The 24900-nt window shown below is 50.7% G+C and carries 25 protein-coding genes; 15 read left to right on the top strand and 10 right to left on the bottom strand.

The features are described from left to right. The first annotated feature begins 365 nt into the window (after positions 1 to 365). On the top strand, positions 366 to 1019 hold the full coding sequence (pdxH, locus tag ACO08I_RS08305; RefSeq protein WP_421949044.1) for a pyridoxamine 5'-phosphate oxidase: 654 nt from the start codon (positions 366 to 368) through the stop codon (positions 1017 to 1019). Between the two features lie 210 nt (positions 1020 to 1229). Here the strand turns inward: pdxH and ACO08I_RS08300 are convergent, their stop codons facing one another. Then, positions 1230 to 1643, bottom strand: a complete 414-nt coding sequence (locus ACO08I_RS08300; RefSeq protein WP_421949043.1) for a BrxA/BrxB family bacilliredoxin — start codon at positions 1641 to 1643, stop codon at positions 1230 to 1232. 287 nt (positions 1644 to 1930) lie between these two features. Between ACO08I_RS08300 and ACO08I_RS08295 the strand changes: the two genes are divergently transcribed. From ACO08I_RS08295 to ACO08I_RS08280, 4 genes are all read left to right on the top strand, one after another. Further along, positions 1931 to 2236, top strand: coding sequence for a hypothetical protein (locus tag ACO08I_RS08295; protein WP_421949042.1), 306 nt, complete (start codon positions 1931 to 1933; stop codon positions 2234 to 2236). A 30-nt stretch (positions 2237 to 2266) separates the two neighbouring features. Continuing rightward, the gene (locus ACO08I_RS08290) at positions 2267 to 3151 is read left to right on the top strand and encodes a DUF5777 family beta-barrel protein (RefSeq protein ID WP_044150455.1); all 885 of its coding nucleotides are present in this window, start codon (positions 2267 to 2269) and stop codon (positions 3149 to 3151) included. A gap of 11 nt (positions 3152 to 3162) precedes the next feature. Continuing rightward, positions 3163 to 4194 (top strand): cytochrome c, encoded by a 1032-nt coding sequence (locus ACO08I_RS08285; protein ID WP_421949041.1) that lies wholly within the window; start codon positions 3163 to 3165, stop codon positions 4192 to 4194. Between the two features lie 70 nt (positions 4195 to 4264). Next, the gene (locus ACO08I_RS08280) at positions 4265 to 5344 is read left to right on the top strand and encodes an amidohydrolase family protein (RefSeq protein ID WP_282781697.1); all 1080 of its coding nucleotides are present in this window, start codon (positions 4265 to 4267) and stop codon (positions 5342 to 5344) included. Between the two features lie 85 nt (positions 5345 to 5429). Here the strand turns inward: ACO08I_RS08280 and typA are convergent, their stop codons facing one another. Beyond that, positions 5430 to 7235: a translational GTPase TypA gene (gene typA / locus ACO08I_RS08275; protein ID WP_421949040.1), complete on the bottom strand. Its 1806-nt coding sequence runs from the start codon at positions 7233 to 7235 to the stop codon at positions 5430 to 5432. Positions 7236 to 7522: 287 nt separating this feature from the next. Here typA and ACO08I_RS08270 point away from each other — a divergent pair, with 287 nt between their 5' ends. The 3 genes from ACO08I_RS08270 (at position 7523) to ACO08I_RS08260 (ending at position 9565) form a co-directional block, all read left to right on the top strand. After that, positions 7523 to 7864, top strand: coding sequence for a hypothetical protein (locus ACO08I_RS08270; RefSeq protein WP_421949039.1), 342 nt, complete (start codon positions 7523 to 7525; stop codon positions 7862 to 7864). Positions 7865 to 7942: 78 nt separating this feature from the next. Then, entirely contained in the window at positions 7943 to 8299 is a 357-nt protein-coding gene (locus ACO08I_RS08265) for a hypothetical protein (RefSeq protein ID WP_282781703.1), read from the top strand. A gap of 174 nt (positions 8300 to 8473) precedes the next feature. After that, positions 8474 to 9565, top strand: coding sequence for a vWA domain-containing protein (locus tag ACO08I_RS08260; RefSeq protein WP_282781705.1), 1092 nt, complete (start codon positions 8474 to 8476; stop codon positions 9563 to 9565). 71 nt (positions 9566 to 9636) lie between these two features. On the opposite strand, the gene rlmB is transcribed toward ACO08I_RS08260, so the two are convergent. Continuing rightward, positions 9637 to 10383, bottom strand: coding sequence for a 23S rRNA (guanosine(2251)-2'-O)-methyltransferase RlmB (gene rlmB, locus ACO08I_RS08255; protein WP_282781707.1), 747 nt, complete (start codon positions 10381 to 10383; stop codon positions 9637 to 9639). A 52-nt stretch (positions 10384 to 10435) separates the two neighbouring features. Then, positions 10436 to 11443: a sugar phosphate nucleotidyltransferase gene (locus ACO08I_RS08250; RefSeq protein WP_282781709.1), complete on the bottom strand. Its 1008-nt coding sequence runs from the start codon at positions 11441 to 11443 to the stop codon at positions 10436 to 10438. 154 nt (positions 11444 to 11597) lie between these two features. Between ACO08I_RS08250 and ACO08I_RS08245 the strand changes: the two genes are divergently transcribed. Then, positions 11598 to 12041, top strand: a complete 444-nt coding sequence (locus ACO08I_RS08245) for an RrF2 family transcriptional regulator (protein ID WP_044230001.1) — start codon at positions 11598 to 11600, stop codon at positions 12039 to 12041. Between the two features lie 38 nt (positions 12042 to 12079). Next, a complete protein-coding gene (locus tag ACO08I_RS08240) occupies positions 12080 to 12706 on the top strand; it encodes a hypothetical protein (RefSeq protein ID WP_282781712.1) in 627 nt (208 codons plus the stop codon). 96 nt (positions 12707 to 12802) lie between these two features. On the opposite strand, the gene ACO08I_RS08235 is transcribed toward ACO08I_RS08240, so the two are convergent. Continuing rightward, a complete protein-coding gene (locus ACO08I_RS08235; RefSeq protein ID WP_421949038.1) occupies positions 12803 to 12931 on the bottom strand; it encodes a hypothetical protein in 129 nt (42 codons plus the stop codon). A 17-nt stretch (positions 12932 to 12948) separates the two neighbouring features. Beyond that, positions 12949 to 13401: a MarR family winged helix-turn-helix transcriptional regulator gene (locus tag ACO08I_RS08230; RefSeq protein ID WP_282781717.1), complete on the bottom strand. Its 453-nt coding sequence runs from the start codon at positions 13399 to 13401 to the stop codon at positions 12949 to 12951. Between the two features lie 136 nt (positions 13402 to 13537). Here ACO08I_RS08230 and ACO08I_RS08225 point away from each other — a divergent pair, with 136 nt between their 5' ends. Beyond that, positions 13538 to 15106, top strand: a complete 1569-nt coding sequence (locus ACO08I_RS08225) for a sodium:solute symporter (protein WP_282781719.1) — start codon at positions 13538 to 13540, stop codon at positions 15104 to 15106. Here ACO08I_RS08225 and ACO08I_RS08220 read toward each other — a convergent pair. From ACO08I_RS08220 to ACO08I_RS08205, 4 genes are all read right to left on the bottom strand, one after another. Then, positions 15103 to 15417 carry a GNAT family N-acetyltransferase gene (locus ACO08I_RS08220; RefSeq protein ID WP_421949037.1) on the bottom strand — a complete coding sequence of 105 codons (315 nt, stop codon included), beginning with the start codon at positions 15415 to 15417 and terminating at the stop codon, positions 15103 to 15105. The two genes, ACO08I_RS08225 and ACO08I_RS08220, sit on opposite strands and share 4 nt — an antisense overlap. 218 nt (positions 15418 to 15635) lie before the next feature. Further along, positions 15636 to 16094 carry a hypothetical protein gene (locus ACO08I_RS08215; protein ID WP_282781723.1) on the bottom strand — a complete coding sequence of 153 codons (459 nt, stop codon included), beginning with the start codon at positions 16092 to 16094 and terminating at the stop codon, positions 15636 to 15638. A gap of 500 nt (positions 16095 to 16594) precedes the next feature. Further along, positions 16595 to 20143: a T9SS-dependent M36 family metallopeptidase gene (locus ACO08I_RS08210; protein ID WP_421949036.1), complete on the bottom strand. Its 3549-nt coding sequence runs from the start codon at positions 20141 to 20143 to the stop codon at positions 16595 to 16597. A 184-nt stretch (positions 20144 to 20327) separates the two neighbouring features. Further along, on the bottom strand, positions 20328 to 21212 hold the full coding sequence (locus ACO08I_RS08205; protein WP_282781727.1) for a flavin reductase family protein: 885 nt from the start codon (positions 21210 to 21212) through the stop codon (positions 20328 to 20330). A gap of 472 nt (positions 21213 to 21684) precedes the next feature. Here ACO08I_RS08205 and ACO08I_RS08200 point away from each other — a divergent pair, with 472 nt between their 5' ends. From ACO08I_RS08200 to ACO08I_RS08185, 4 genes are all read left to right on the top strand, one after another. Next, positions 21685 to 22233 carry a TlpA family protein disulfide reductase gene (locus tag ACO08I_RS08200; protein ID WP_282781729.1) on the top strand — a complete coding sequence of 183 codons (549 nt, stop codon included), beginning with the start codon at positions 21685 to 21687 and terminating at the stop codon, positions 22231 to 22233. An 86-nt stretch (positions 22234 to 22319) separates the two neighbouring features. Beyond that, on the top strand, positions 22320 to 22910 hold the full coding sequence (locus ACO08I_RS08195) for a nucleotide exchange factor GrpE (protein ID WP_282781732.1): 591 nt from the start codon (positions 22320 to 22322) through the stop codon (positions 22908 to 22910). Between the two features lie 25 nt (positions 22911 to 22935). Further along, complete coding sequence (gene dnaJ / locus ACO08I_RS08190) at positions 22936 to 24102, top strand: molecular chaperone DnaJ (protein ID WP_421949035.1); 1167 nt, start codon at positions 22936 to 22938, stop codon at positions 24100 to 24102. Between the two features lie 14 nt (positions 24103 to 24116). After that, a complete protein-coding gene (locus ACO08I_RS08185; RefSeq protein ID WP_282781735.1) occupies positions 24117 to 24617 on the top strand; it encodes a gliding motility lipoprotein GldH in 501 nt (166 codons plus the stop codon). Positions 24618 to 24900: the final 283 nt, after the last annotated feature.

The raw sequence follows: 24900 nt of genomic DNA, 5'->3' as shown, positions 1-24900 counted from the left end.
TTTTTGTTTTTTCCATGTCACATTTTTTAGATAATTGTTATCAGGGGGTTCTCTAAAACTTTCATATTTGTATTGCAATTGTTAAGGAACGGACTTAGCAAGATTTGAAAAAGAGACTGGCGCATAACTGCGTTAAAAATATAAGAGTCGGGTGAGTGTTTGTTCATAGTTTTTGTAATCGTATCCCCCGAGTGTTCGGGGGCTTTTTTACCTCACTCACCTGACTCTAAAGATCTTAGTGTTGTTCATAGTGTTTGTTTATCGTTAGACCCCTGTCATCTCGTGTGACAGGGTTTTTTTGTATTAGCCCCTCAAATTAAAGCAAAACACTTATCCCGCTTCTTTGTTCCTCTTTCAAAAACGATATGCCAGCCAATTTCAAAATTGAGCAATTGCGTAAAGATTATTCTGCGCACACACTGGAAATGGACAAAGTCAGGTCTAATCCGGTAGAACAATTTCAGGTATGGTTTGATGAGGCGCTGAACGCTGAAGTGCCTGAACCGAACGCCATGACTCTTTCCACAGCTACGACTAATGGAGTGCCTTCCGCCCGAATCGTCTTGTTAAAAGGTGTCACAGATGACAGCTTTCTGTTTTATACCAATTACAATAGCCGTAAAGGCCAGGAGCTGCGCGCCAATCCGCGTGCTGCCCTTACTTTTTTGTGGCACGAGCTGCAGCGTCAGGTGCGTATAGAGGGTAGGGTAGAGGTGTTGTCAGCAGAAGAATCCACGCGCTATTTTCAGTCTCGCCCGAAAGGAAGTCAGATTGGTGCCTGGGCTTCTCCCCAAAGTACACAGATCGAATCGCGGGAAGAACTTGAAGAAAAGGTGAAGCAATTAGAGGAAGAGTACCGTGCAGCAGATGCCCTGCCCAAGCCGGGAAACTGGGGGGGCTACCGTGTCGTTCCACACCGGATTGAATTCTGGCAGGGCCGCAGCAGCCGACTGCACGATCGGATTGAGTTTACTTTGTCGGAAAAGGGGACATGGACAATAGCCCGCTTGGCACCCTGATAAATCCTGAACAATTGAAAAGCCCCGAAGCATTACGCTTCAGGGCTTTTTTCGCATCAATAATTCCGATGTATACTGACGATTAAGTGGTTTGCCACAGCAAACCTACTCAATGTCAGCATTTACGCTGAGAAGTGGCTTGCTCCGATGTCGCAAATCCAAGATCCCGACATTCATCGTCGGTGACCACTTCGTATTGCGTATATACTTTTAGCAGTAGCGGTCGAACGCCAGCTTTAAGTTTTCTCCAATGATTTCTGCAGAACGCCCTTCAATGTGGTGACGCTCCAGAAAATGCACCAGTTTGCCGTCCTTAAACAAGGCAATCGAAGGCGAGGAAGGTGGATAAGGAGCCATGTACTCCCGGGCTTTAGCCGTCGCTTCCTGATCGACACCAGCAAAAACGGTTACCATATTGTCCGGTGTTTTATCATGTTGAGCAGCCAGTTTCGCACCGGGGCGGGCGTTGGCAGCCGCACAACCGCATACGGAGTTGACTACGACGAGCGTAGTGCCTTCTTTTTTATCAAGGACTTCACTGACCGCTTCTGCGGTTTGCAAGCCATTAAAGCCATATTCGGTCAGATCTTTGGCCATCGGCGCTGTAAGTTCTGCAGGGTACATATTGCTGTTTTATTTTTCTGATTTAAGTTAATTAGACTTAATACACTTAAGGGTATTTGTTGGTTCAAAGGTCAAAATATTTCCTTACACAGGCAACTGCCGGGCAAAAATCTCCGTACTTCTTTAAGAACAGTGCCTGTACAGCATCCATTTTGGGTTTTTGATGTTAGGAGGGTGCTAAACTTACACTGAATAGCATGATGAAAACCTTTACTTTTTTTTCCGCCCTTACAGCGGCAGCTCTTCTTTTTTTCGGTAGTTGCACTTCCGATAAACTACCGGAGCCGATGATTGCCGCAACGTGTACCGATACCATCCCGGCCTACGATCCTCAGGTGCGCCAGATCATTGAAGAAGCTTGTTCCTACGCGGGTTGCCATTTAGATGGCTCTGCACCAGGGGTTTATACTTCCTATGAAGGGCTGCTCAATAATATTGAAAGTGGCGCTTTCCGTACCCGTGTCCTTGAGCTGCAAGCCGATCCCAATCAGGGTATGCCACCGGATTATGCACCGGAGGGCCGGCCCAAAGACCTGACACAAGAGCAACTGGACCTCCTGGAATGCTGGCTGGACAGTGGACACCCGGAATAATTTAAAGAAATACTGCAAATTGAATACCCGATGAAGAATCTTTCAATTTTGATAATGCTGCTGGTGTGGATGGCCCCTGCTGCGGCACAGGACGTGGTTACTCAAACCTTTAAGGATAGCCGTTTGGTAAATATACAATCTGTGGAGACGCTTAGTAAGCGGAGGCTCGATGTGCGTATCGGCCACCGCTTCGGCGATTTGCTGGGCGATAATGGCGGCTGGTCTACTTTTTATGGGCTGGAGCAGGCTTCTGATGTTATGATCGGCGCCGAGTATGGTGCGACGGATAAGCTCACGGTGGGCTTTTTCCGGACCAAAGGGGCGGGGTCTTTGCCCAACGGGCAGGCCGGGCTTCGGCAGGTGCTTAATGGTACAGTTAAGTATGCCCTGTTGCGGCAGGGGGCAGGTGGCGGGTCTCCTGTTAGCCTGACTTTTTGGGGCATGGCTGCCGCTTCTACGGCTGAGCGTATTCCCGATAATCCCGACATTATCCGCAACTTCTCCACCTTCGCCCACCGAATGGCTTACCACGGGCAGTTGATGATTGCCTCCCGGTTGTCTGACCGTATCGCCCTGCAGCTTACGCCAGGCTATACCCACCGGAATGTCGTCCCTTTTGAGGATGAGAATGGATTGTTCTCTCTGGGAGTGGGCACGCGCCTGCAGATCAGCCGGGTCTTTGGGGTGATTGCAGATGTGACCCTGCCGTTTTCGGACTACCGGACCACTGAGAATGGCTTCTATCCCGCATTGGGGCTGGGGTTGGAAATTGACTCCGGCGGGCATCTCTTTCAGCTCAATTTTACAAATGCAACCGGCATCATGGAGACGGATTTTATCCCCTATACTACTTCCAACTGGCTGGACGGGGAGTTCCGCTTTGGTTTTACCATATCCCGTTTATTCAACCTTTAATGAGCTGATCCATGTACAAGTTTTTATTCACTACATTTCTCGCAACTGCTTTTTTCTGGACAATACAGCAATCTTCCGGGCCTGGTCAGCTCTTGTCCGGGGAGGCGGTGGCTGATGTATTGTTGCAGCTCGGGGATGAGCCGGTCAGCCACTATCCGGATACGACGCTCAAAGGGGTATCTGTAGAAGCCGGGCGGGGTATTATGCTAACAGGCTTCGCTCCGGCACCTGATGGCGGCAAAACAAACAAGCAGAGCAAGCACTACGTATGCACGGCCTGCCACAATATAAAAAAGGAAGATCCGGACCTCAGCGTATCCGATCCACAGGCACGCCTGGAGTATGCCCGGGATAACGGCTTGCCTTTTTTGCAGGGTACCGCCCTTTATGGTGCAGTCAACCGGACAAGTTTTTACAACGGCGATTATGAGCAAAAGTATGGAAGCCTGGTGGAGCCCGCTCGTGATGACCTTCGGGAGGCGATTCAGCTTTGCGCTACCGAATGCTCGCAGGGACGTGCCCTGGAACCCTGGGAGATGGAATCCGTCCTGGCTTATTTGTGGACAATCGGACTGAAAATGGACGACCTTATCCTTTCCGATGAGGAAAAAGCTCAGATCAGTCAGGCGCTAAATGGTAAAGGAAATACGGTAGCGGCTATTCAGCTAATCAAGTCGAAGTACCTGTCTGGTTCACCAGCTACCTTTGTGGCACCCCCTGAAGACAGGAAGGCTGGTTATGAGGTAGACACCACCGATGTGGAGAATGGCCGCCTGGTATACGAGCTGAGCTGTTTGCACTGTCATGAAAACGAACGATACTCCTTTTTCAGACTGGATGATTCCAAGCTGACCTTTCAGCATCTGGCCAAGCATTTCCCCCGGTATACCGAATACTCCGTGTATCAGGTAGGGCGCTACGGGACCTCTCCGGTCCCCGGGAGCAAGCCTTACATGCCCAATTATACCCTGGAGAAGCTTTCGCATCAGCAGATGGAAGATCTGCGGGCATATATTGAACTTCGGGCAGGTTACGAGCGGTAGTGCCCGGGGTGGGGTGCCGGATTTTGGACAAAATTCGTACCTTTAGAGAACGCACTAAAGGACAAATGATATGAGGATCAATGGTCACGGGCACCTGTTGCCTTACCCCGATGAAATACCAGCATTCATGCGGGAGAAGGAAATTTTCTGGATCGATGAGGACCGTAAGTTTATGCGCCAGAAAAACTGGCAGCGCCCGGTTACTGACCCCAGCTTCTTCCTGAATGAAAAGCTGGAATGGATGGAGCAAAGCCACATTGACCATGCGGTCATTCTGAGTCTTTCCCAGCTTTACGGCAATGGGTTGAAGTGGGAGCATATGAAGCGGGCTTTGCGCTTTCAGAATGATTTCAATGCCCGGATTCAGCAGGATTATCCCAAGAAATTCACCTGCGGCTTCGTGGTACATGCCGGGTTTACCCAGGGCGCGCTATGGGAAATCGAACGCTGCGTGGAGGAGCTGGGGTTGCAGGTCTTGTGCCTGCCCACGCATTATATGGACTCTACAGGGCACTGGAATGTGATCTTCAACGAAGAGACAGAGCCCATTCTTGAGCTGGCCAATCACTACAAGCTGGCGCTGGAAATACACCCTTACGATGGCGAGAAGTTTATCCTGCTGGAAAATACGGCATGGCGTTTCCATCTGATCTGGATGCTTGCTCAATGTGCGGATGCTTATCACTTCTATACCCTCAATGGTTTGTACGATAAGTACCCCAATATCCGGGTGTGTTTTGCACATGGCGGACAGCTCAACCACGTGAACCTGGGGCGCCGCGTGCAGGGCTTCGACGGGCGCCCGGATCTGTTTGAGGGTAAAGTACGCCCACGCAAGGCGTTGGGGCACCCTAATATTTATTTTGATACACTGGTACATGATGTCCATTCGCTGGAGCTCATGATCAGAAGACAGGGCGGTACCGATCAGATTATCCTCGGGCTTGACGACCCCTATCCGCTCGGAGAAATGAAAAACGAACATCAGTCCTCCTATCCCGGAAAACTGCTGGACCTGGCGGTAGAAGAGGAGATTATCACCCGAAAGCAGAAAGATGATATTTGGTCGCAGAATGTGGTGCGGTGGCTTTACGGTGATGATGCCCCAAAATTCTATGAGCGCGTTCAGCGCCATCTTGTTGTTGAGTAAGCTCAGCGCCCAAAATGAAAAAGCGGAAACCAAAAGTAAGTGACTTCCGGTTTCCGCTTCTTCTAAATTTGGCTTAGTGTACAGCCTACGCCAGTGCCTTGTTCTTCGCGCGCTTCCGCTCATGCTCCTTGAGCATCGTTTTGCGCAAACGTATAGACTCCGGTGTGACTTCCACGTATTCATCTTCCTGAATGTACTCCAGGGCTTCTTCAAGGGTAAATACCTTGGGTGGGATGAGTTTCATCTTATCATCTGCACCTGATGACCGCATATTGGTCAGTTTTTTGGTCTTGATAAGGTTGACTACGAGGTCGCCCGGGCGGCTGTTTTCACCTACCACCTGGCCTTCGTAAATTTCATCACCGGCACTGATGAAGAATTTGCCACGGTCCTGCAGGTTATTGATGCTGTAGGGAATGGCGGTACCGGTTTCCATAGAAATCAGCGAGCCATTGATACGGCCCGGAATATCACCTTTATGCGGCTGGAATTCAAGGAAGCGATGGGTCATGATCGCCTCTCCGGCAGTCGCGGTCAGCATTTGGCTACGCAGGCCAATAATGCCCCGGGAAGGGATTTCAAATTGAAGCTGTACCCGGTCACCCTTGGGTTCCATAGACAGCATGATGCCTTTGCGCTGGGTAACCATATTAATGGCTGTACCAGAAAGCTCATCCGGAAGGTCAATGGTAAGTTCCTCAACAGGTTCGTGTGCCATGTCATCGATACGCTTGGTAATAACCTGTGGCTGCCCGATTTGCAGTTCGTAACCCTCGCGGCGCATGGTCTCAATCAGTACCGCCAGGTGAAGTACGCCACGGCCGTACACTCGGAACGTATCTGCCGAGCCCGTTTCTTCCACCCGCATGGCCAGGTTACGTTCCAGCTCGGAAGTGAGGCGGTCCTTGATGTGGCGGGAAGTTACATACTTGCCTTCCTTGCCGAAGAATGGAGAGTCATTGATGGTAAAGACCATGCTCATCGTTGGTTCGTCAATGGCAATGGTAGGCAGTGCTTCCGGGTTCTCGAAGTCGGCGATGGTATCGCCAATTTCAAAACCTTCGATGCCGTATACCGCACAAATTTCTCCGGCTTCCACCTGCTCCACTTCCACGCGTTCGAAACCATCAAATACGTATAGGTTTTTGATGCGGCTTTTTTGAACGCTGCCGTCTTTTTTTACTACAGAAACAGGCTGTCCTGATTTTATTGAGCCCCGCTGCAGACGGCCTACGGCGATACGGCCGATGTATTTGCTGTAATCCAGGGAAGTAATGAGCAATTGTGGGGTGCCCTCGGATACAGATGGTGGTGGAATGTGCTCCAGAATGGCATCGAGCAGGGGCGTGATATTGTCTGTCTTTTCCCGCCAGTCATTGCTCATCCAGCCAAATTTGGCAGAGCCGTAGATGGTAGGGAAATCCAGCTGATCTTCTGTAGCGTCCAGGTTGAACATGAGGTCGAAAACAGCCTCCTGAGCTTCATCAGGCGTACAGTTTTCCTTGTCTACTTTGTTGACCACCACGATTGGCTTCAGGCCAAGCTCGATTGCTTTTTGAGTTACAAAGCGGGTCTGTGGCATGGGGCCTTCAAAGGCATCCACCAGCAGCAGTACGCCATCTGCCATGTTCAGCACGCGCTCTACCTCACCACCGAAGTCGCTGTGGCCAGGGGTGTCGATGATGTTTATCTTGGTGCCTTTGTAGGTAATAGACACGTTTTTGGACAAAATGGTGATGCCGCGCTCCCGCTCCAGGTCGTTGCTGTCGAGGATGAGCTCGCCCGGCGTCTCGTGGTCGGCAAACAGCTGCCCCGCGAGGATCATTTTGTCAACCAGGGTCGTCTTGCCGTGGTCAACGTGTGCAATAATGGCGATATTTCTAATATCCATGTTATTCAAGTTAATGTACTGCCAAATTGTGGTGTTCTGGCAAAGAAGGCGCAAAGGTAGGCTTATTTTTCTGCAATCGCTATATCCGGGCGTTAATTTGGGATTAATTATTTGGGGTAACCGCCTCAGTTACAACGGCCCGGGTGTTAAGAAAGCGTTAAGGGGAGTCTTAATGTTTTTGGCAAAGGCAACTAGTGCAGACTTAAAGTAGTTTTTATAGTGGATTCACAAAACATCATCTTGGAAAGCCCGTAAAAGTGCGGGCAGCAAGATATAAAATTCACCTGTTGAAGACCTTACGCAACATCATTTCCTTATTGTCGCTGGCCGCCGTAGCCAGCAGCCCGGTTAGCGGAGTGCTCGCTCCTGCTCATGCCGGTGGGTGTTGTGTGCTTAAGTTTTTCAGCAGTTCCTGCGAGTTGGACGCTTCACCGGATGCCCTGCACTGGGAGCCGGTAGTGCCGGATGACGGCCCGTGCAGTGCCAATTTGCCAGATAAAGTGGAGGGCCCGTACCTGATGTCGGCTACTACTTCCACTTCCATGTTGAAAACGGTTGCCGACCCGGTCAGGCTACCTATCTACCTTATCAATCAGTCTTTGCTTTTTTACGACCCGGTGTCGATTTGATTTTTTGAATGCTTTTGGTGCCCCGCACCTATTCATCATCAAACCCGCAGCATTGAGCTGCATAAAAAAGTTCGGACTATGGCTACCTATTCCAAGAGTCAAAATGCATATGCTTTAAGGAGCTGGTTTAAGGAAATTCAGTTTTATGAGCAGGAAATCCGCAATTGTGAGTGGAGCCTCGAAGAGGTACTCATGAAGGCGGAGAGTACGGAAGACCGCGCGAAGGTGGAACACTTTCAAAATCAGTTCCTGCTGCAGCGCCTCAATCTGCAGCGCCTGCAAAAACAACTTCGTGAAGCGGTGGAAGCTTCCAGCCAGTACCTCGAACAGGCGTTCAGTGAGGTGCGCCACTTCCGGCAGTACTTCAAAAGCCTGCTGAAAGAATTTGATGCCTTCCTCCATAAATATTTTGCGATACCGCAGCTGAAGTTGTAGTGGCAACAAAAAAGGCGATCCTCCCGGGTCGCCTTTTTTGTTGATCCAACAGTTTTAAATAAACTTTAAGATAATATATCGAATAAATCGTGGCGAAAATTAGTTAGGGTAATTGTGCGCAACGCATTCGTGCGCTGCTATTCCTAAAACCGAATCTGTTAAACGAACTAGCTTATGAAAAACTTCAGAATCGCCGCCTTGTTGAGCCTCGCTGCTGTGCTGGCTTTTTCCAGCTGTAAGAAAGATGATGATACGACCGTGCCTTCGGCAAACGTGGATGAAATTCCGGAGCCGGGATGTATCGGTGTGACCCGCGATGATGCTATCGTGCTGCGCTTTGACTATACCTACTATCAGGGAGAAGAGCCCCGCGTGGAGATCGTGCGTACCCGTACTGATGAGCGCGTGAAGTATGATACCACGGTCTTTTTCCCTACTGTTGAAGACAATAAAGTAGTCATCCGTATTCCTAACATTCGCCTGAGCGATGATGATTTCAACTACACGGCAAATTGTGTGACCATCGAAGAACGTGATGACACCCGTCCGGCGAATGACCGCTGGTTTGAGCAAACGGAGTTTAAGAATCAGGAAGAATTTTCTCAGACCCGCATGGCCACACAGCTCGTGGTGGACGTGAGTAGCTCCCTGGGCGAAGACCGGGAGAAGGTCAGGCAGTATGCGCTTGATTTTGCAGAGCAAACCCTAGCTGGTGGGGCGGGCTTTATTGGCCTGACTTTATTTGCGGACACAGTCATTACTTACCCGTTTACGAATCAGATTGGCGACATTTCAGCAGCCCTCAACAGCTTCCCGTACCCCGATCTCAACGCCCAGACTTTTACCCGCCTGAGCGATGGTATACTGAGTGGTCTCAACGCCCTGGAAAGTGCCGATCTGGAAGTGGACGACAAGGTCCTGGTAGCGTTTACGGATGGCAACGACAATGGCTCCAACAATCCTACCGGTAATCAGCAGATGATTCAGGCGTCGGAGTTTCCGCGCTATATGATCGGGCTGAAAGGGAAAGGCCTGGAGTACAACACCAACTACCTGAAAAGCCTGGCGAGCAACGAAACCTTCTTCGTGGAGGCTGCGGATGCCGATGAGCTGCAGGCGCGCTTCAATGACATCAATGAGCTGATCGCCAATATCTATACCGTAATTTACAACCGGTCTACACAGACCTTTAATCCGGATATTGATGAGCCGATTAGCCTGAGAGCGATTTTTTACGCTACGCCTTATCGGATTGATCAGAACTAATTGTCAAATATAAGTTTTGACAGCCCTGCCCTGTTCCCAAACGAATGAGGCAGGGCATTTTTTTGCCCCCGCTATTTCCGCTGCCGCATCGCTTCGTACAGCATCATCCCGCCTGCTACCGAAACATTCAGAGAGTCCGTCAGCCCCTTTTGAGGTATGATAAAGGTTTGATCTGCTTTTCGGGCCACCGCCGGGCTGATCCCTTCCCCTTCTGCGCCAAGCACAAAAGCCACCGGGGCAGTCAGGTCTAAATCGTAAATAGCCTTATCCGCCTGCAAGTCGCTGGCCAGTACCTGAATGCCGGATTGCTGTAGGTACTCTATGACGGTGATCAGGCTCTTTTCCCGGCAAACCGGAATGGTGTTGAGCGCTCCGGCACTGGTTTTCATAGCTTCCGGATTGATTTGAGCGCTGTTTTTCTGTGTGATGACCAGCGCGTGGGCACCGCAGACCTCGGCCGTACGGGCGATGGCTCCAAAGTTGCGCACATCCGTGACCCCGTCAAGCAGGATAAAGAGGGGTGTTTGCGAGCGTTCAAAAACCATCGGCAGGATGTCTTCCATTTTCTGATAGCGGATCAGAGCCTGCAGCGCCACCACGCCCTGATGGTTACCATTGGTATAGCGTTTGAGTCGCTCCTTGGGGATGACCAGCATAGGGACATCCGCTGACTTGCACAAATGGCGCAGCTCTTTCTCCATGTCGCCCCGTATGCCTTTCTGCAGCATCACTTTTTCGATAGGGACCCCATTTTCGAGGGCCTCGACTACCGGATGGCGGCCGTAGATAATATTGAGGTCTTGCTGTGGTTTTGCCATAGAGGTATTGTGAGGCTTTTACAGAATGATGAATCAGGCCGGTGTAGCCGGTTTAGCTACGGGGCAGGCTGAAATCGATTTCGGTATTATCGCCGATGTTGAGGCTTTGGCGCAAGCCTGTGATAGCTGTGTCATTGCCCACCACTGAGCGTTGCAGGATCACCTCCTTGATGTGCGCATAGTTGCCGATAATGCTATCCTTAATAATAGTGTGGCTTATGCGGGCATTATTGCCGATGGTGACGTGAGGCCCGATGATGGAATTTGAAATCTTGCAGTTTTTGCCAATGCTCACCGGGTGAATGATGATGGAGTTGTCGAATGGCGGCAGGTTGGTGGAGGCATAACCCGAGCGGTCAAGGAAAGCGGAGTTGGTATCCAGCAAAACCTCTTTCTTGCCGCAGTCGAACCAGTTGTCTACGACTTCGGTCGAAAAATGCACCCCTTGCTCAATCATGCGCATAAACGCATCTGTGAGCGGGAATTCCCCGTTGGAACGAATGTTATGGCTGATGTTGAACTCCAGGGCATCAATCAGTTGCTCGGCTTCCTTTATTTTATAAAAGCCCACCATGGCCATGTCCGACTTCGGGATTTTTGGTTTTTCCACCACGCGCTTCACCCGGCCATCTTGTCCGTACTCCACCACTCCGAATTTGCGGGGGTCGTCTACTTTCTTCACACACAGGCAGGAGTCAGGGCATTTGATAACCTTTTCGAAGTCCACATCCAGGATTACATCCCCGAAAAATACGACCAGCTCTTTATCTGCCCGGATCATATCCCGGGCGGTCCAGATGGCATGCCCGGAGCCCAGGCGTACCTCTTGCGTAATATATTCCCGGTTAATGTCTGGATAGGCTTTATCTACGTAATTTTTTATCTTCTCTCCCAGATAGCCGATCACAAAAATAAAATCGCGTATCCCCTGCTCAATCAACTGATCGATGATGAAGGAGATAATCGGTTTCCCGGCAACGGGTATAAGCGGCTTGGGCTGAGTATACGTCAGCGGGCGCAGGCGGGTGCCAGCACCAGCGACGGGAATGACTGCTTTCATGCCGCAAAGATAGGGATAATCCTATTTCTTTTTTATGGGCACGAATTCCCGAATTTTTCTCCGACGAACAAAAACAGCGGTTGGATTGTGATACCTGTCACAGGGTATCCATACATAATCCTACTATCTTGGGCGACAAGAACGACTTTTACCTATGTTATCGAAAAAATCAAAGTACGCGATTAACGCTTTGCTGTATGTTTCGCGACATCGCAATGAAGAACGGCCCATTCTGGCTTCGGAAATAGCAGAAGGCGAGAATATTCCGCACAAATTTTTGGAAGCTATTCTCCTTGACCTGAAAAATGCCGGTTTTCTGCGCAGCAAGCGTGGCAGAAAGGGGGGGTACTTTCTCAAAGTGCCGCCGGAGGAGATCAGCCTGGCGCGGGTCATGCGCTTGTTTGACGGCCCAATTGCGATGCTGCCCTGCGTTTCTCTCAATTACTACGAGCGTTGTGAGGAGTGTAAGGATGAAAAAACCTGCGGTATACGCGCAGTCTTCCTAACCATCCGTGATCAGACCCTGAAGACCCTGGAGGACAATAGCATGGCTGCAATAATGGAAAGGGAGGAAGCACTGCGAAAAGAACAGTCTTAAAAACCATTTTTCCCTACCTTTGCCTCAAAATCAGAAACATGAAGAATATTCTCGCTACTGCACTATTGGGCGCACTTTTCCTGTTGGCTCAGCCTTTGCTTGCACAGGACGCGCTCCTGGATAAGCTGGCAGATACCGCCTGCGGGTGCATTTCCAAAAAAGACACAGACGCCATGTCCACTGATGATCTTCAGATGCAGCTTGGCTTTTGCATTATGGAGGCCGTAGGCGCCAATCAGGCTGCCTTTGAAAAGGAGTACGGTGAGCTCAATCCGAGTGATCAGTCTGCAATGACCAAACTGGGGGAGCAAATCGGTATGAAAATGGCCTTCAAATGCCCCAACGTTATCATGAAACTGGCGGGGCAGCAACCTCCACAAGGTATGAATGCCGCACCAGCTGCCAAGGCAAAGGGAACGGTTTCGGGCTCCTTTGAAGGGATTTCTGGTGACGATATTGCCACCATCACTATCAAAGAGGCTAATGGCCGCACCCAAAAGCTGCTTTGGATGGGTTACTTCAAGGGAAGTGATGCGTTAATTGAAAACCCAGGCAGCCTTAAAGGTAAATCCGTGACTGTGGAATATGAAACTATCGAAGTGTATTCGCCTCAGGCTAAAGAATACTTCGACCGCAAAAAGGTGACCGGGCTGAGCATACAGTAAGGGCTTCCCGAAAAATAAGTTTTCCACTTGAGTTTTGCTTTGAGGAGGTACAAAACCAACCATCGGGCGGGTTTTGGGACTTAATCTAGGCAAAAGCTACCAGAGCAATTGGTCCTGATAATTATCAGGATTGCCCCACTGCCAGTACTCTTTTGCACCGGTCTTTGGGACATTAGAAAAGCCGTTTGGAACGCCTTTCCAAACGGCTTTTCTATTATGTCGCATACCTGGAAAGTGCAGGTTTAATCTGAACGCAACTTATCCAGCAAGTCGCTAAGCTGGGCGGCTTCCTTTTCTGTGAGGGCACCGCAAATCCGGTCCACTTCCACGTCAAGTGCATCGAGTTTGTGCAGCATGGCATAGCCATCTTCGCTCAGCGATACATCCACCAGGCGCTTATCATGAGCGCATTCCCGGCGCACAACCAGCCCTTTCTGAGCCAGGCGGTGAACCATACGGGAGGTATCCGCCATTTTGTCCAGCAAGCGTTCTCTGATTACAGAAGTACTGATTGGCTCACCGGCACCACGTAATACCCGCAGCACATTATACTGCTGCATAGTAATGCCGTAGGGTTTGATCTTTGCCCGCAGCTGGTCTACTACCCAGTTGTGGGTGTAAATCAGGTTGACCATGGCTCGGTGACGGTCATTTCTAAACGGCTTAGTCTGGTTGATTGCTTCTTCTATTTTCATGCTCGCCCGGTCTTTGTACTGAAGTTTAAACAACGAAGTTAAGGCTTAGGTTGCATAATCTTATTATTTTGGGGGGACTAATCGGGATAGAGGCTACAGGTGCTCTTATCCCTGAGGCAAAACGAAGACCAATTTTATGAACACCTTAGACTACATCATCGTGGCAGTTTATGCCTTGGCCTTTCTGGGGCTGGGCTATTTTTTCAAAGATCAAAAAGACGGTAAGGATTATTTCCTGGGCGGCAAGAGCTTCGGTTGGCTGCCTTTGGGGCTGTCGATTATGGCCACGCAGCTTTCGGCCATCAGTTTTATCTCGGCGCCGGCTTTTGTGGGCTTACGCGAAGGGGGTGGGCTGGAGTGGCTCAGTTTTGAGTTTGGCGTGCCTGTGGCGATGCTGTTTTTGATGATGGTGCTTATTCCGCCCCTGTACAACGCGGGCATCGTTAGTATTTATGAGTACCTGGAGCGCCGGTTTAGCGCGTCTACGCGCCTGTTGCTGAGTGCCGTTTTTCTGATCAGCCGGGCCTTTGCGACTGGTGTGATGGTCTATGCGGTTTCTATTATTTTGGAAAGTGTGCTGGGCGTGTCTTTCTTTACCACGCTTGGCATCATCGGGGTGATCACCCTTATTTACTCCCTGCAGGGCGGCATGAAGGCAGTCGTCTACGGTGATATGATTCAGATGATCATCCTGTTTCTGGGCATTCTGCTGTGCATGGGCTTTGCCCTGGCAGAAATTGGTGGCTGGGAAGCCTTTACCGCGCAGCTCGACCGCGACCGGTTGGATGCGGTAGACTTTTCCGGATGGGGTTTTCAGAAAGGGGAGGAGTTTGGCTTTTGGCCGATGCTGTTGGGGGGCTTTTTCCTATATGTATCCTACTACGGGACGGATCAGTCGCAGGCACAGCGTACCCTCTCCGCCCGGGATATGGGCGTGGTGCGAAAGACACTGCTGTTTAATGGGCTTATCCGTTTTCCGGTTACCCTGACGTACTGCGTTATGGGGTTGATCATTGGTACGCTGGTAGCCACTACTCCTGCTTTTCAGGCCGCGGTGCCCGCCGATAAGCCGGATATGATGATCCCGGTGTTTATCCGGGACTACCTGCCGCATGGAGTGATTGGGCTGCTCATTGTTGCTATTTTGTCAGCTGCCATGTCTTCGCTGAGTTCTGCTATCAACTCCCTTTCAGCTGTGACGGTGGAGGACTTTATTGCCCGTGGCAAAACGCTGGAAGATGGTGATTATATGCGCTACTCCCGTTACACTGCTTTTGCCTGGGGGGTGGTATGCATTGTACTGGCTGCATACGCTGGTGAAATCGCGGACACCGTCATTGAGGCCATCAATAAAATCGGTTCGGTGTTTTACGGCCCCATTCTTGCGACTTTCCTGCTGGCTGTAATGACCCGGCGCACGCACGCGCTTGGCGCAAATATCGGCCTGGCCACCGGCGTTCTGGTCAACATCTATCTTTGGCTCTACGTACCGGAAATATTCTGGTTCTGGTGGAATGCCATTGGTACTGTACTTACCCTGATTGTTGGCTACGGGGCGAGCCGTCTGTTGCCCGGCCGGGCTAAGGAAGTGGTCATCGACTTTAAGATGGACTGGAATCGCCTGCTGGGTTGGGAGGCTGCGCTCCTGGTGGGCTTTCTGGTACTGATTATCGGCATCAGCATGAGCCTGAAGTATGTGTTCTAGCTGGCATCCTTATCTGCCCGGAGGTGCTGAAACTCAGGTTTGCGCCGTAGTAATGCCTGAGTAAACGGGCAGGAAGGGCGGATTTGATACCCTTGAGCTTCCGCTTCCCGAAAGGCGGTCATTACTATTTTAGTAGCCAACCCCTGATTGCGCTTTCCGGGCGGGACAAAGGTGGCTTTCAGGTCTAAAACGGTGCGCTCTCCCTCGATGTTTCTGGCATAATCCAGCTTTGCATTTTGCTGGCCCTCCAGATCGATGAAGAATTGTTCGGATTGCGGATCGTGCTGCACGGGTGGCAAAGAGTCAGGCATGATTTGGTCTTTGCCTTTGTAAAAAAGAGGTACGTGGAATTGTTCGAAAACATTAGGCGGGTGCTCCCTTCCAACTGCCTGATTTTCGTCAAGGCAATAGGCGGGTGTTTATTTCATCAGTCCCTACGCTCGTTTCTCCCAGCCGCCTGATTTCACTTGTTGGCAAAATATCTTCCAACGGCCAGCGCGCCTTTATCCAGGCTCCCCGGAATTCAATTTTACACCGTCCCCCGGTTCCGCGTCCGCCAAACGGATAAGATCAGCCGGAAGGGCAGGAGTACGGAACTGATAATACTCATGACGCCAAATAGCAGCAGCTCACTACGGATGTAGACCAACAGGTTTTGCTGTTCGGAATAGGCAAGCTTGCCGATGATGGCTTCCGGGCCTTCTTCGTCCAGAAAAGTCTGAAAGTAGTTGAGATTTTGTACCAGATAGAAGACCAGTGGGATGCATAGGAATACCACTACAACTTTCAGGTTTTGGCGTCTGGCCAGAAAGGTATGTTTTAGCAGGAATATATAGCGCGTCATGGTGATGGCAACGATAATGTAGACGATGTTCACGAAAGTGAAGGGATAGCCCGGGACAGACGTCAGTATGGGCAGCATCACGGCAGCTGTTGCCAACAGGGTGAAAAGCCAGAAATATAGTTCGAGTTGTACTTTTTGTGTCATGTGTATTGTAGTTCGGCAATGAAACGCAAAAGTACACTTTGAGTTGAGAGTAAGGGCTTCTCGAAAAATAAAATACACAACTGGTTTTGTTCCAACGTTGCACAAAACCAACTAGAGGGCGAGTTTTGTGCAATGTTGGGGCAAAAGCTTTTTGAAAGTTGTGTATTTTATTTTTGCCCCACTACTAAGATATGGATGGAGGAGAAAATGCGGTGGGGTTTCACGCAAAGACCGCGGAGGAGGGGACGCGAAGTATGAAAAGGTAAGTGTGGTATTGGTACTTAGCGAGCTCCGCGTGAACCTCTGCGTACGCTGCGTGAACGCCTAAGAGACCGCGGAGGAGGGCACGTAAAGGTAAGTGTGGTATTGGTACTTAGCGAGCTCCGCGTGAACCTCTGCGTACGCTGCGTGAACCCCTAAGACAGTGTTTATAAAACAAAATAGCCCCGGCGCAAAATTCATACGCCAGGGCTAAACTTCATTGATCCTTTAAGTGCATCCTATCGGATAACGACCTTTTGAGTCGTCATTTTACCGCCCGCCTGCACTTTGACAAAGTACATACCGGCAGGCAACTGGGCAACATTAACGGGAACGAGCTGGTAGAAACCGCCCATTTCCACTTGCTGCTCCTGCATGACGCGGCCGTCCATCGCAACGAGTGTGATCAGGGCCTCTTCCGCACCCGTCACATCGATGGCCACATTTAGCAGGTCGTTGGCAGGGTTAGGGAAGACTTTCACGGCGCCCTCTGGCAAGGCTTCTTCCACGCTGCTTGATAGCGCGGATTCTACGATGGTACCTTCTTCAGGTGCAATAGTACATGCCATATCGCCTTCGTTTGACATCACACAGGCTTCACCGTTGTAGTTGATCATGTCCATGATTTCTACATTATCCACAAACCAGCCCGGGTTCGTGCCGGTAGTCGGTACACCTCCTTCGTTTGAGCCGAAACGGAAGCGGAAGTTAATGTCCTGACCGGCATAATCGCTGAGGTCGATGTAAGTATCAATCCAGCCCTGAGAATCGCCCGAGAAGGCTTCAAGGAAAGGAATAACCAGCGTCTGATAATCCAGTGTGGAGTTGTAGCCGTTCCGTATCAGGCGCTCGGGGATACGCTGCCATGTAAAGCCGCCGTCGGTAGAGATTTCAACCACGCCACCGTCAAAACCAATAACGGTATTGAATTTGTGGAAGAAGCGCAGTACAGGGTTCTCGCCAGTTACCGTTACCGGTTCCTGCAGGAAGATCACCTGATCGTTTACAAACTCTGTGTTTTCGATGAACCAGCTTTTCTCACCTTCGTAGGCATCCAGTTCAGAAATTTCCCAAACGTTGAAGCCCTCGGGGTCAAGGTTGAGGAAGAACCAGTTTTCATCGTCATTCTCCATGCCATCAAAGTACTGCGTGGTAGAGAAGATTTCCTCGTCAGAAACCAGTTTGTAGGAGATGGTAACGACCTCACCGTTGGACATATCGCCTACTTCGAGCGTAACGGCACTGCCGGTAGCCGTAGCGTCTGCACCTACTGCAGAGCCAGGTATAAAGGAAAGGCCTGTGGGGATTTCATCTTCCACCATTACGCCAGTTACGGTTTCTCCCTTGTGGTTGGTGAGGGTCATCGTTACCTCGATTTCTTCGCCAGCTTCGATAAGTGGCGTCACAGACTTGGTGATCTTCAGCTCACGGATACACTCCGGGCGGGGCTCGAAGTCTTCCACATTATCATTCCGGTTGTTGGAGCTCTCCTGTGTCATGAAGTAGCCCATGCCCCGGCGGGCGAAGACTTCCCAGATCAGGCACTCGTGGATGCCATCATAGTTGAGCACATCGGCTGCGAAAATGGCGTCACGTCCATCCTCAAAGCCCGGGCTGCACGCCTGAAGCTTCATACCGTCCATGACGAGTTGGATGGCCATATTATTTCCACCGGTGCCGTTCATCGGATCAGGGTCCCAGCCGTATTCTTCCACGAAAGCCCAGTAGAGGTCCCAGGTGACCACCGCCCAGACTTCACCAAGGGGGTGAGGGGCTGTAGTACCTTTGACATCATCGTAAGTTTGGTTGTTCACGGAGAGGTCAGTGGAGTAGCGCTGCCGGCGGATGCCGGAGCCGGTGATTTCCTGCTTCAGGGCGAAAGTGCCGATACCTCGTGGCATATCGCCGGTCTCGCCAGGCTGTACAGAAGTGATAAGGGCGAAGTAATCGCTCCAGCCCTCGCCCATTTGCTCGTCGTTGCCCAGGCAACCTGCTGCAGAGGGGCCACCGGTGAGGCGGTTGGAGATACCATGGCCGTACTCGTGAGCCACAATACCATTGTCCAGGTCACCATCTACGAATTCAGGGCCACTGTCATCGGGTACCTGGAAAGTTACATTCAGTCCTTGTCCGGCAAATTCGCGGATAGTTTGGCAATCTGCATTACCAAGTGAAACGACTGGAATAGTGACCTGTCCACCTACGGCGCCGCCTGCCATACCTACAGAAGCATCCTCGAAATTACAGATAATGACACCGATCGCTCCGGCTTCCTGTGCATTCAATGATTTCAGGCCAAATTCGCAACCGCCCCGGTCGATAATGGCAATCTTACCTTCCATAGCCTCCACATTTTCCAATGGATTACAAGCCTGACTGCCATCAGCAGTGCCATCGTCGGCGATAACTACATCGCCGGTTACAGGGTTTTCCGTGATAGGAGCACCAAATGAAGCGGCAGATACTTCGTAAGAACCAGCGACGGGCTGTGGGCTGTTGACTCTGAAAATACTGCCACCGCCTTGCCAGAGATACATCTGCATAGTGCCGTTCCCGCCATCGGGTGGGGTAGCGAAGTTCGCGTTATTAACTCCACCGCCGTCCTGAGCGTGGGCATTGACGTAGTCGCCGCCCTGACCGCCCCGGCCGTAGTTGTTTTGCTGGAAATTGCCCGCCTGTTCATCAAAGCCATAGGCGTAGACAATATCGTGGATCATGTTGTTGGTGTAGAACAACTGTGTTACTGCTGCTTCCTGGTAAGTATCCGGCTCCGCATTCAGGTCGATTGGAAAATCGAACACCAGGTTTTCCCCTCCGTCCGGCTCATCGCCCTGTGGTTGATTGGAGTTGTCGAGGTCAAGGTAAGCGTGGACGTTGTTGCCTCGTGTGATGGTGTATTCTGGTCCTGCCTCACCGTTGGTATCGTGCCATCCAAAGGGAGATGCCAGGGTGTCGGCGGGGTTTTCCACCAGCACACGTGGGCCGTGGATGGGGCTCTCAGCGGGTAGCGCGAATACATTGTACACGGCGTTGTCACTTTGTACCATGCTCTGCTGCTCCAGCGCCTGACGAATAGGCAAGCCTGGCTTGTCTTCCGCTTGCGTGTGCTCACAGTTGTGGCTGTGTGCATGCGTGCCATTGGGCGCATCAAAGTTACAGCTTACGTTCCAGTTGATGCGGTCCAGTTCCTCACCAGTGATGGCATCCATGCGGAGGCTCCAGTAGTCGTGGGTAGTGGGCATATCGATAGCCAAATCCCAGGCGAGGCGGGCGCTGCCGTCCTCCATCATTTGGTAGACCAGCTCCACTTTGATATCCGAATCAGAAATGCTGCCGCCGGAAAAGGTGTAGAGATGGCCATCCTGCGCAATCTGATGCTCCCGTCCGTCCATGATAAGGCCAAGGTCGGTCGCTGCGGCCTCAATCGCCTGATAGGCGGTAAGGCTGGGAGCTGTTGTGTTAACTTTTTCTGCCAGATTGGGCGTGAAACGGTTGGTGGAGAATACCACTTTACCTTCCTGTACGTGCACGCCGTTGATGGCATTATACACTTCAATGCCCTCGTGGCGCTGATTGAAGTAAAAGTGGGTGGTGCCGTTGTGGCGGCTGTATACCTGATCGCGGAGTACGACATCTTTGGTGTCTCCATCGGCCAGGCCCCAGGCCTCGCGCTCTTGCTCCAGATGGCGGAGTGCGATGTCCAGGGGTGTTTGCTGTTGTGCCCAGCCGGTAGCAGCTATCAATAGCGCTGCCAGCACGGCACTAAACCGGGTAAAAGTCCTCTTCATACTTTGCAAATATTATGGTTGAATAGAAAATTAAGCGTTCTGTCGTCAGGAGGTTTTCGGGATTGAGCAGCTAATTTAGGCAAATTATGGTGGGGAAAAAGGGGCCATCCGGGAAGTTTATATGTACTGGGCGACAAAAGTGCAGCCTATCATTTGGTGAACGGCAGTTGCCGGGAGCAGGTAGTTAGACCTGCTCTCCCAGCCATGCCAGGGCGGCTGCTTTGGTTTTATCTTCTTTGGCCAGCTCTTTTTGAGCCAGCAGGTGCAGTGCCCGGCGTGGGTGCCCGGTGGAAAGGGCTTCCTGTACCGTAGGTTCCTTGCGTATGGCCTCAATCGCTTCGGGAGAGGGGGGCTCAGGCAGGGAAGCCAGCATGCCAAGGTTGTTGCCCGTAAGGACGGTGCTATTGCGGATGCCAACCGGCAGGGCGTCGAAACCCATACCTTGTACGTTGAAAGGCTGGAAGATTTTGTGGATAGCCTCTCCGCTCGCCCGTACATAGAAGGCACGGCCCATACGGCCCATGAGGTCGATTTTATGCGGATTGATCTTACCGTCTTCGTCCAGTACCTGCTCGTGAATATGCATTCTCACCACTTCGCATATAATAAGGTGTCCGGCACCGCCCGATTCACCAAGCGGGATGATTTCCTTGACTTTGCATTCCAGCTGTGCCGGGGATTCCTCAACACGCATCGGGCTGACAAGGTCGGCCGGTACCGGAGTCAGCCCTGCTTTTTCGAACTCGCTTACTTCGCTGGGATAGTCGATGCTCGTCAGCGCCATTTGCCGTACGATATTGTAGTTGACAACGTTGATGACAACTTCCCGGGTCTGCATGATGTTGTGCAAAGTATCTTTGGTGCTGTTGTCTGAAACCCGCCGGTTGGAGGAGAAGACCACAATAGGTGGATTGGAACTAAAGCAATTGAAAAAGCTGTACGGAGCCAGGTTGTGGTTGCCATGTTCATCCACAGTACTGGCGAATGCGATAGGGCGTGGTGCAACGGCACCCAACAGATATTGATGCAAGTCTTTGGTGGGGGTTGAGGCAGGGTCGATTACCTTCATAGGTTGTTCAGCTTGTGGTTTTGGTTAGAAACAGATAGTCAGCTTGCCGCTTTCAGCAAAGAAAAGCCAAAGTACGGAAAACGGCTGTTTTTTATCATATGTTATTCAGGGATATATGCAATACGAAGTGGTCACCTACTGGCGCTGACGGCCAGCACGGGGAACGATAAATGTCGGGTCTTTGATCCAGACATTCATCGTCTGGGGTCGTTGATCCAGACATTCATCGTCTGGGATCTTGGATTTGCGACATCGGTCCGTGACGAAGCATAGCTTGTCAGGACAGGGCCGTGACGAAGCATAGCTTGTCCGGACAGGCGCAAGTCACTTCCCAGCGTAAATGCTGACCCTCTTGCCTTTAAGGTGGTCAAAGCTCTAAGGCGGCGAGACACGGGCAAGCATTGAGTAGGTTTGCTGCGGCAAATCACTTAATCGTCAGTATATCTCTTGTCACAAAAATCTCATCCGGAAAATGCCAAAAATAACCTTCGGAAAAGTACTCAACATAATTATTATTGGAGTGGTACTGCTCATCATCGGTCGGTACTTTTACATGAAGCCCCGGTTTATCAACGGGGAGCAGGTGCCAGTCATTCAGGCACAACTGAAAAACGGACAGGCTTTTGATCTGTCTGATTTAAGGGGGCAGTACGTACTCCTGGATTTCTGGGGTAGTTGGTGCGCTCCCTGCCGTAAAGAAAACCCTGAGCTGGTGGAGCTGAATAAGGCTTTTGGTGCTAAGGCGTTTACAAATGCAAGGGGCTTTAGCATCGTGAGCATAGGGGTGGAAGAGAATGCAGCGCGCTGGGAGAGAGCAATTGAACAGGACGGGCTCGACTGGCCCTACCATATTATGGATACGGCTACGAGCCTGAGGTTTTTTGATGGGAGGATCGCCAACGATTTTGGTGTGAAGCAAGTGCCTACCAAGTATCTGCTCAATCCGCAGGGGCAGATCATCGCCGTTAATCCATCTGTTTCGGAAGTCCGGGAGCGCCTCAGTGCCCAGTCAAATAACTGACATATTGTCGCAGAAACAGAGCTGGCAAAATAATTGCGGGCATTAGCCCGGAGGTTATACCTTTGCAAACGCAAAAAAATAAAACCATGAGTGAACATAAAGAGCATCAGGAAGACGTAAAAGACCAGGATGCTGCGGCGGCACAGGAAGCGGCAGCAGCACAGGAAACCAACGAAACTGCTGAGGAAAATACTGCTCAGGGCACTAATGAGGAACTGAGCCCTGAAGATCAGCTCAGCGCAAAAGACAAGCAATTGGAAGAATTAAAGGACAAGCACCTGCGTTTGATGGCGGAGTTTGAGAATTTCAAGCGGCGCTCCATCCGTGAAAAGATGGATATGATGAAAAACGCTGCAAAAGACACAATGACAGCTCTCCTGCCAGTTTTGGACGATTTTGACAGGGCCCGCAAAGCTGCGGACGAAAACGACAAGGGAGATTTGTTTGCCGAAGGGATCGGGCTGGTGTACAAAAAACTCTACAATACCCTGGAGCAGAAAGGGCTTAAGCCTATGGAAACCAACGGTGAAGACTTTGACCCGGAATTGCACGAAGCACTGACGGAGGTGCCTGCGCCTTCAGAAGAGCAGAAAGGTAAAATCATAGACACCGTTGAAAAAGGGTATTGGCTCAATGATAAGATCATCCGTCACGCAAAGGTGGTGGTAGGAAAATAATATAGCGTCAGGCTAATAAGACATTATGGCAAAACGAGATTATTACGAGGTTTTAGGGGTGAATAAGGATGCAGACGAAGGGGTGATCAAAAAAGCCTATCGCAAACTGGCACTCAAATACCACCCTGACCGAAATCCCGATGATAAGGAGGCGGAAGAAAAGTTCAAAGAAGCTGCGGAGGCTTACGAGATTCTGAGCGACAGCCAGAAACGGGCGCGCTATGACCGCTACGGGCATGCTGGTGTTAGTGGTAACAGCGGAGGCGGCGGCTTTAGTGGTGGTGGAATGACCATGGAAGATATCTTCCAGCAATTTGGCGATATCTTTGGCGATGGCGGCAGCCCGTTCGATTCCTTCTTTGGCGGAGGGGCTGGCCGTGGCCGTGCCCGCAGTGCCGGGCAGAGAGGCAGCAATCTGCGCATAAAAGTGGCATTGACGCTGGAAGAAATTGCCAGTGGGGTGACCAAAAAAATCAAGGTCAAGAAGGAGGTCACCTGTACATCCTGTAATGGTAGCGGTGCGAAGGACAGTAGCAGCGTAAAAACCTGTACGACCTGCCGTGGAGCTGGATATGTCCGTCAGGTGAAAAATACCTTCCTTGGGCAGATGCAGACTACTGTTACCTGTCCCACCTGTAATGGCTCAGGGCAGCAGGTGACGGCTAAGTGCACGACTTGCGGCGGTGACGGCCGGATGCATGGAGAAGAAACAATGGAAATCGAGATACCGGCAGGCGTAGAAGAAGGCATGCAGTTGTCCCTGCGGGGTAAAGGGAATGCCGGTGCCAAAGGCGGCCCTGCCGGCGACCTTTTGATCAACATAGAAGAAAAACCACATGACCACCTGCAACGGGATGGCATGAACCTGGTCCACGAATTATACCTCAACTTTGCAGATGCTGCGCTGGGCACATCAGTAGAGGTGCCAACTATTGACGGGCGGGTGAAGATAAAAGTGCCGGCCGGGACACAATCCGGAAAGATTTTTCGTTTGAAGGGCAAAGGATTGCCCAGTGTACAGTCTTACGGCAAAGGAGATCAACTGATCCACGTAAATGTCTGGACGCCCAAAAAGCTGTCTGATGAAGATCGGGAAGTACTCGAGAAAATCCGGCAGATGCCGAACTTCAACCCGCAGCCCGGTAAGTCTGAAAAAGGCTTTTTTGAGAAGATGAAAGATTACTTCAAGTAGAAAATGATGTGCCTATGCACTTTGGTTTTTCATGGTTCCGGTCCGGGATGCTAATCGTTTTGCTGACCACGGGTTTGTTATCGTTTTCCTCCTGCGGGCCCAACTATATCTTCAATACAGAAAAGGAAATACCGGAAACCGGGTGGGCTTATGATGAGCCGGTTTCTTTCTCCTTTAAGGTGGAAGATACTACAAAAATCTACAACCTATGGTTGGAAGTAGGGCATACCTCGTCTTACTCCAACCAAAACCTGTACACCCGTATTCAGACGATATTTCCGGATGGGAATGAACTTAGCGAGGTGGTCTCCCTGGAACTGGCTGATAAAGGCGGGCAATGGCTGGGTGCATGCAGTGGTCAGGAATGCGCGCTAAAAGTCCCACTGCAAACAGGGACTTACTTCAATCAGATTGGAGAGTATACCCTTGAAATGGAGCAGTATACGAGAAGAGATTCCTTGAAAGAGGTCCGGAATCTCAGGTTTATGGTCGAGGATACGGGTATTAGGAGGTAATCTTTTTTTGAAAAAAATGCAGATAAATTTTTGTATTTGTCATCTTGCTGCTACTTTTGTTCCTAAAGTTTGGTTAACAAAAAACCTGAGTTAACTTCTTTTATTCAGAAAAAAAATGTAGCTTAGTAGCTACAATTACCCTGGAAAGAAAATATGGTAACCGGAATCTATTCTAATCTTTTATTTAGAACTAGCATCAAACAGGACCAGTCTTTAGCTTTCCTTTTCCCTTTCATGAGATTATTGCAAAAGAACGATGAGCAACACTCGATTACAGCATGAG

It is taken from the genome of Phaeodactylibacter xiamenensis (assembly GCF_965229835.1).
Classification (GTDB): domain Bacteria; phylum Bacteroidota; class Bacteroidia; order Chitinophagales; family Saprospiraceae; genus Phaeodactylibacter; species Phaeodactylibacter xiamenensis.
Note: the sequence above shows the minus strand (reverse complement) of the source record. Positions and strands in the feature narration are given on the sequence as shown.

Excerpts from the sequence above, each read along its gene's own strand:
- ACO08I_RS08280 (WP_282781697.1), top strand. The coding sequence starts at position 4,265 with ATGAGGATCAATGGTCACGGGCACCTGTTGCCTTACCCCGATGAAATA.
- ACO08I_RS08285 (WP_421949041.1), top strand. The coding sequence starts at position 3,163 with ATGTACAAGTTTTTATTCACTACATTTCTCGCAACTGCTTTTTTCTGG.
- ACO08I_RS08215 (WP_282781723.1), bottom strand. The coding sequence starts at position 16,094 with ATGACACAAAAAGTACAACTCGAACTATATTTCTGGCTTTTCACCCTG.
- ACO08I_RS08210 (WP_421949036.1), bottom strand. The coding sequence starts at position 20,143 with ATGAAGAGGACTTTTACCCGGTTTAGTGCCGTGCTGGCAGCGCTATTG.
- pdxH (WP_421949044.1), top strand. The coding sequence starts at position 366 with ATGCCAGCCAATTTCAAAATTGAGCAATTGCGTAAAGATTATTCTGCG.
- ACO08I_RS08205 (WP_282781727.1), bottom strand. The coding sequence starts at position 21,212 with ATGAAGGTAATCGACCCTGCCTCAACCCCCACCAAAGACTTGCATCAA.
- ACO08I_RS08220 (WP_421949037.1), bottom strand. The coding sequence starts at position 15,417 with ATGCCTGACTCTTTGCCACCCGTGCAGCACGATCCGCAATCCGAACAA.
- ACO08I_RS08185 (WP_282781735.1), top strand. The coding sequence starts at position 24,117 with ATGCACTTTGGTTTTTCATGGTTCCGGTCCGGGATGCTAATCGTTTTG.
- ACO08I_RS08245 (WP_044230001.1), top strand. The coding sequence starts at position 11,598 with ATGTTATCGAAAAAATCAAAGTACGCGATTAACGCTTTGCTGTATGTT.
- ACO08I_RS08295 (WP_421949042.1), top strand. The coding sequence starts at position 1,931 with ATGATTGCCGCAACGTGTACCGATACCATCCCGGCCTACGATCCTCAG.
- ACO08I_RS08235 (WP_421949038.1), bottom strand. The coding sequence starts at position 12,931 with ATGCGACATAATAGAAAAGCCGTTTGGAAAGGCGTTCCAAACGGCTTT.
- rlmB (WP_282781707.1), bottom strand. The coding sequence starts at position 10,383 with ATGGCAAAACCACAGCAAGACCTCAATATTATCTACGGCCGCCATCCG.
- ACO08I_RS08230 (WP_282781717.1), bottom strand. The coding sequence starts at position 13,401 with ATGAAAATAGAAGAAGCAATCAACCAGACTAAGCCGTTTAGAAATGAC.
- ACO08I_RS08290 (WP_044150455.1), top strand. The coding sequence starts at position 2,267 with ATGAAGAATCTTTCAATTTTGATAATGCTGCTGGTGTGGATGGCCCCT.
- ACO08I_RS08240 (WP_282781712.1), top strand. The coding sequence starts at position 12,080 with ATGAAGAATATTCTCGCTACTGCACTATTGGGCGCACTTTTCCTGTTG.
- dnaJ (WP_421949035.1), top strand. The coding sequence starts at position 22,936 with ATGGCAAAACGAGATTATTACGAGGTTTTAGGGGTGAATAAGGATGCA.
- ACO08I_RS08250 (WP_282781709.1), bottom strand. The coding sequence starts at position 11,443 with ATGAAAGCAGTCATTCCCGTCGCTGGTGCTGGCACCCGCCTGCGCCCG.
- typA (WP_421949040.1), bottom strand. The coding sequence starts at position 7,235 with ATGGATATTAGAAATATCGCCATTATTGCACACGTTGACCACGGCAAG.
- ACO08I_RS08260 (WP_282781705.1), top strand. The coding sequence starts at position 8,474 with ATGAAAAACTTCAGAATCGCCGCCTTGTTGAGCCTCGCTGCTGTGCTG.
- ACO08I_RS08225 (WP_282781719.1), top strand. The coding sequence starts at position 13,538 with ATGAACACCTTAGACTACATCATCGTGGCAGTTTATGCCTTGGCCTTT.
- ACO08I_RS08195 (WP_282781732.1), top strand. The coding sequence starts at position 22,320 with ATGAGTGAACATAAAGAGCATCAGGAAGACGTAAAAGACCAGGATGCT.
- ACO08I_RS08300 (WP_421949043.1), bottom strand. The coding sequence starts at position 1,643 with ATGTACCCTGCAGAACTTACAGCGCCGATGGCCAAAGATCTGACCGAA.
- ACO08I_RS08265 (WP_282781703.1), top strand. The coding sequence starts at position 7,943 with ATGGCTACCTATTCCAAGAGTCAAAATGCATATGCTTTAAGGAGCTGG.
- ACO08I_RS08200 (WP_282781729.1), top strand. The coding sequence starts at position 21,685 with ATGCCAAAAATAACCTTCGGAAAAGTACTCAACATAATTATTATTGGA.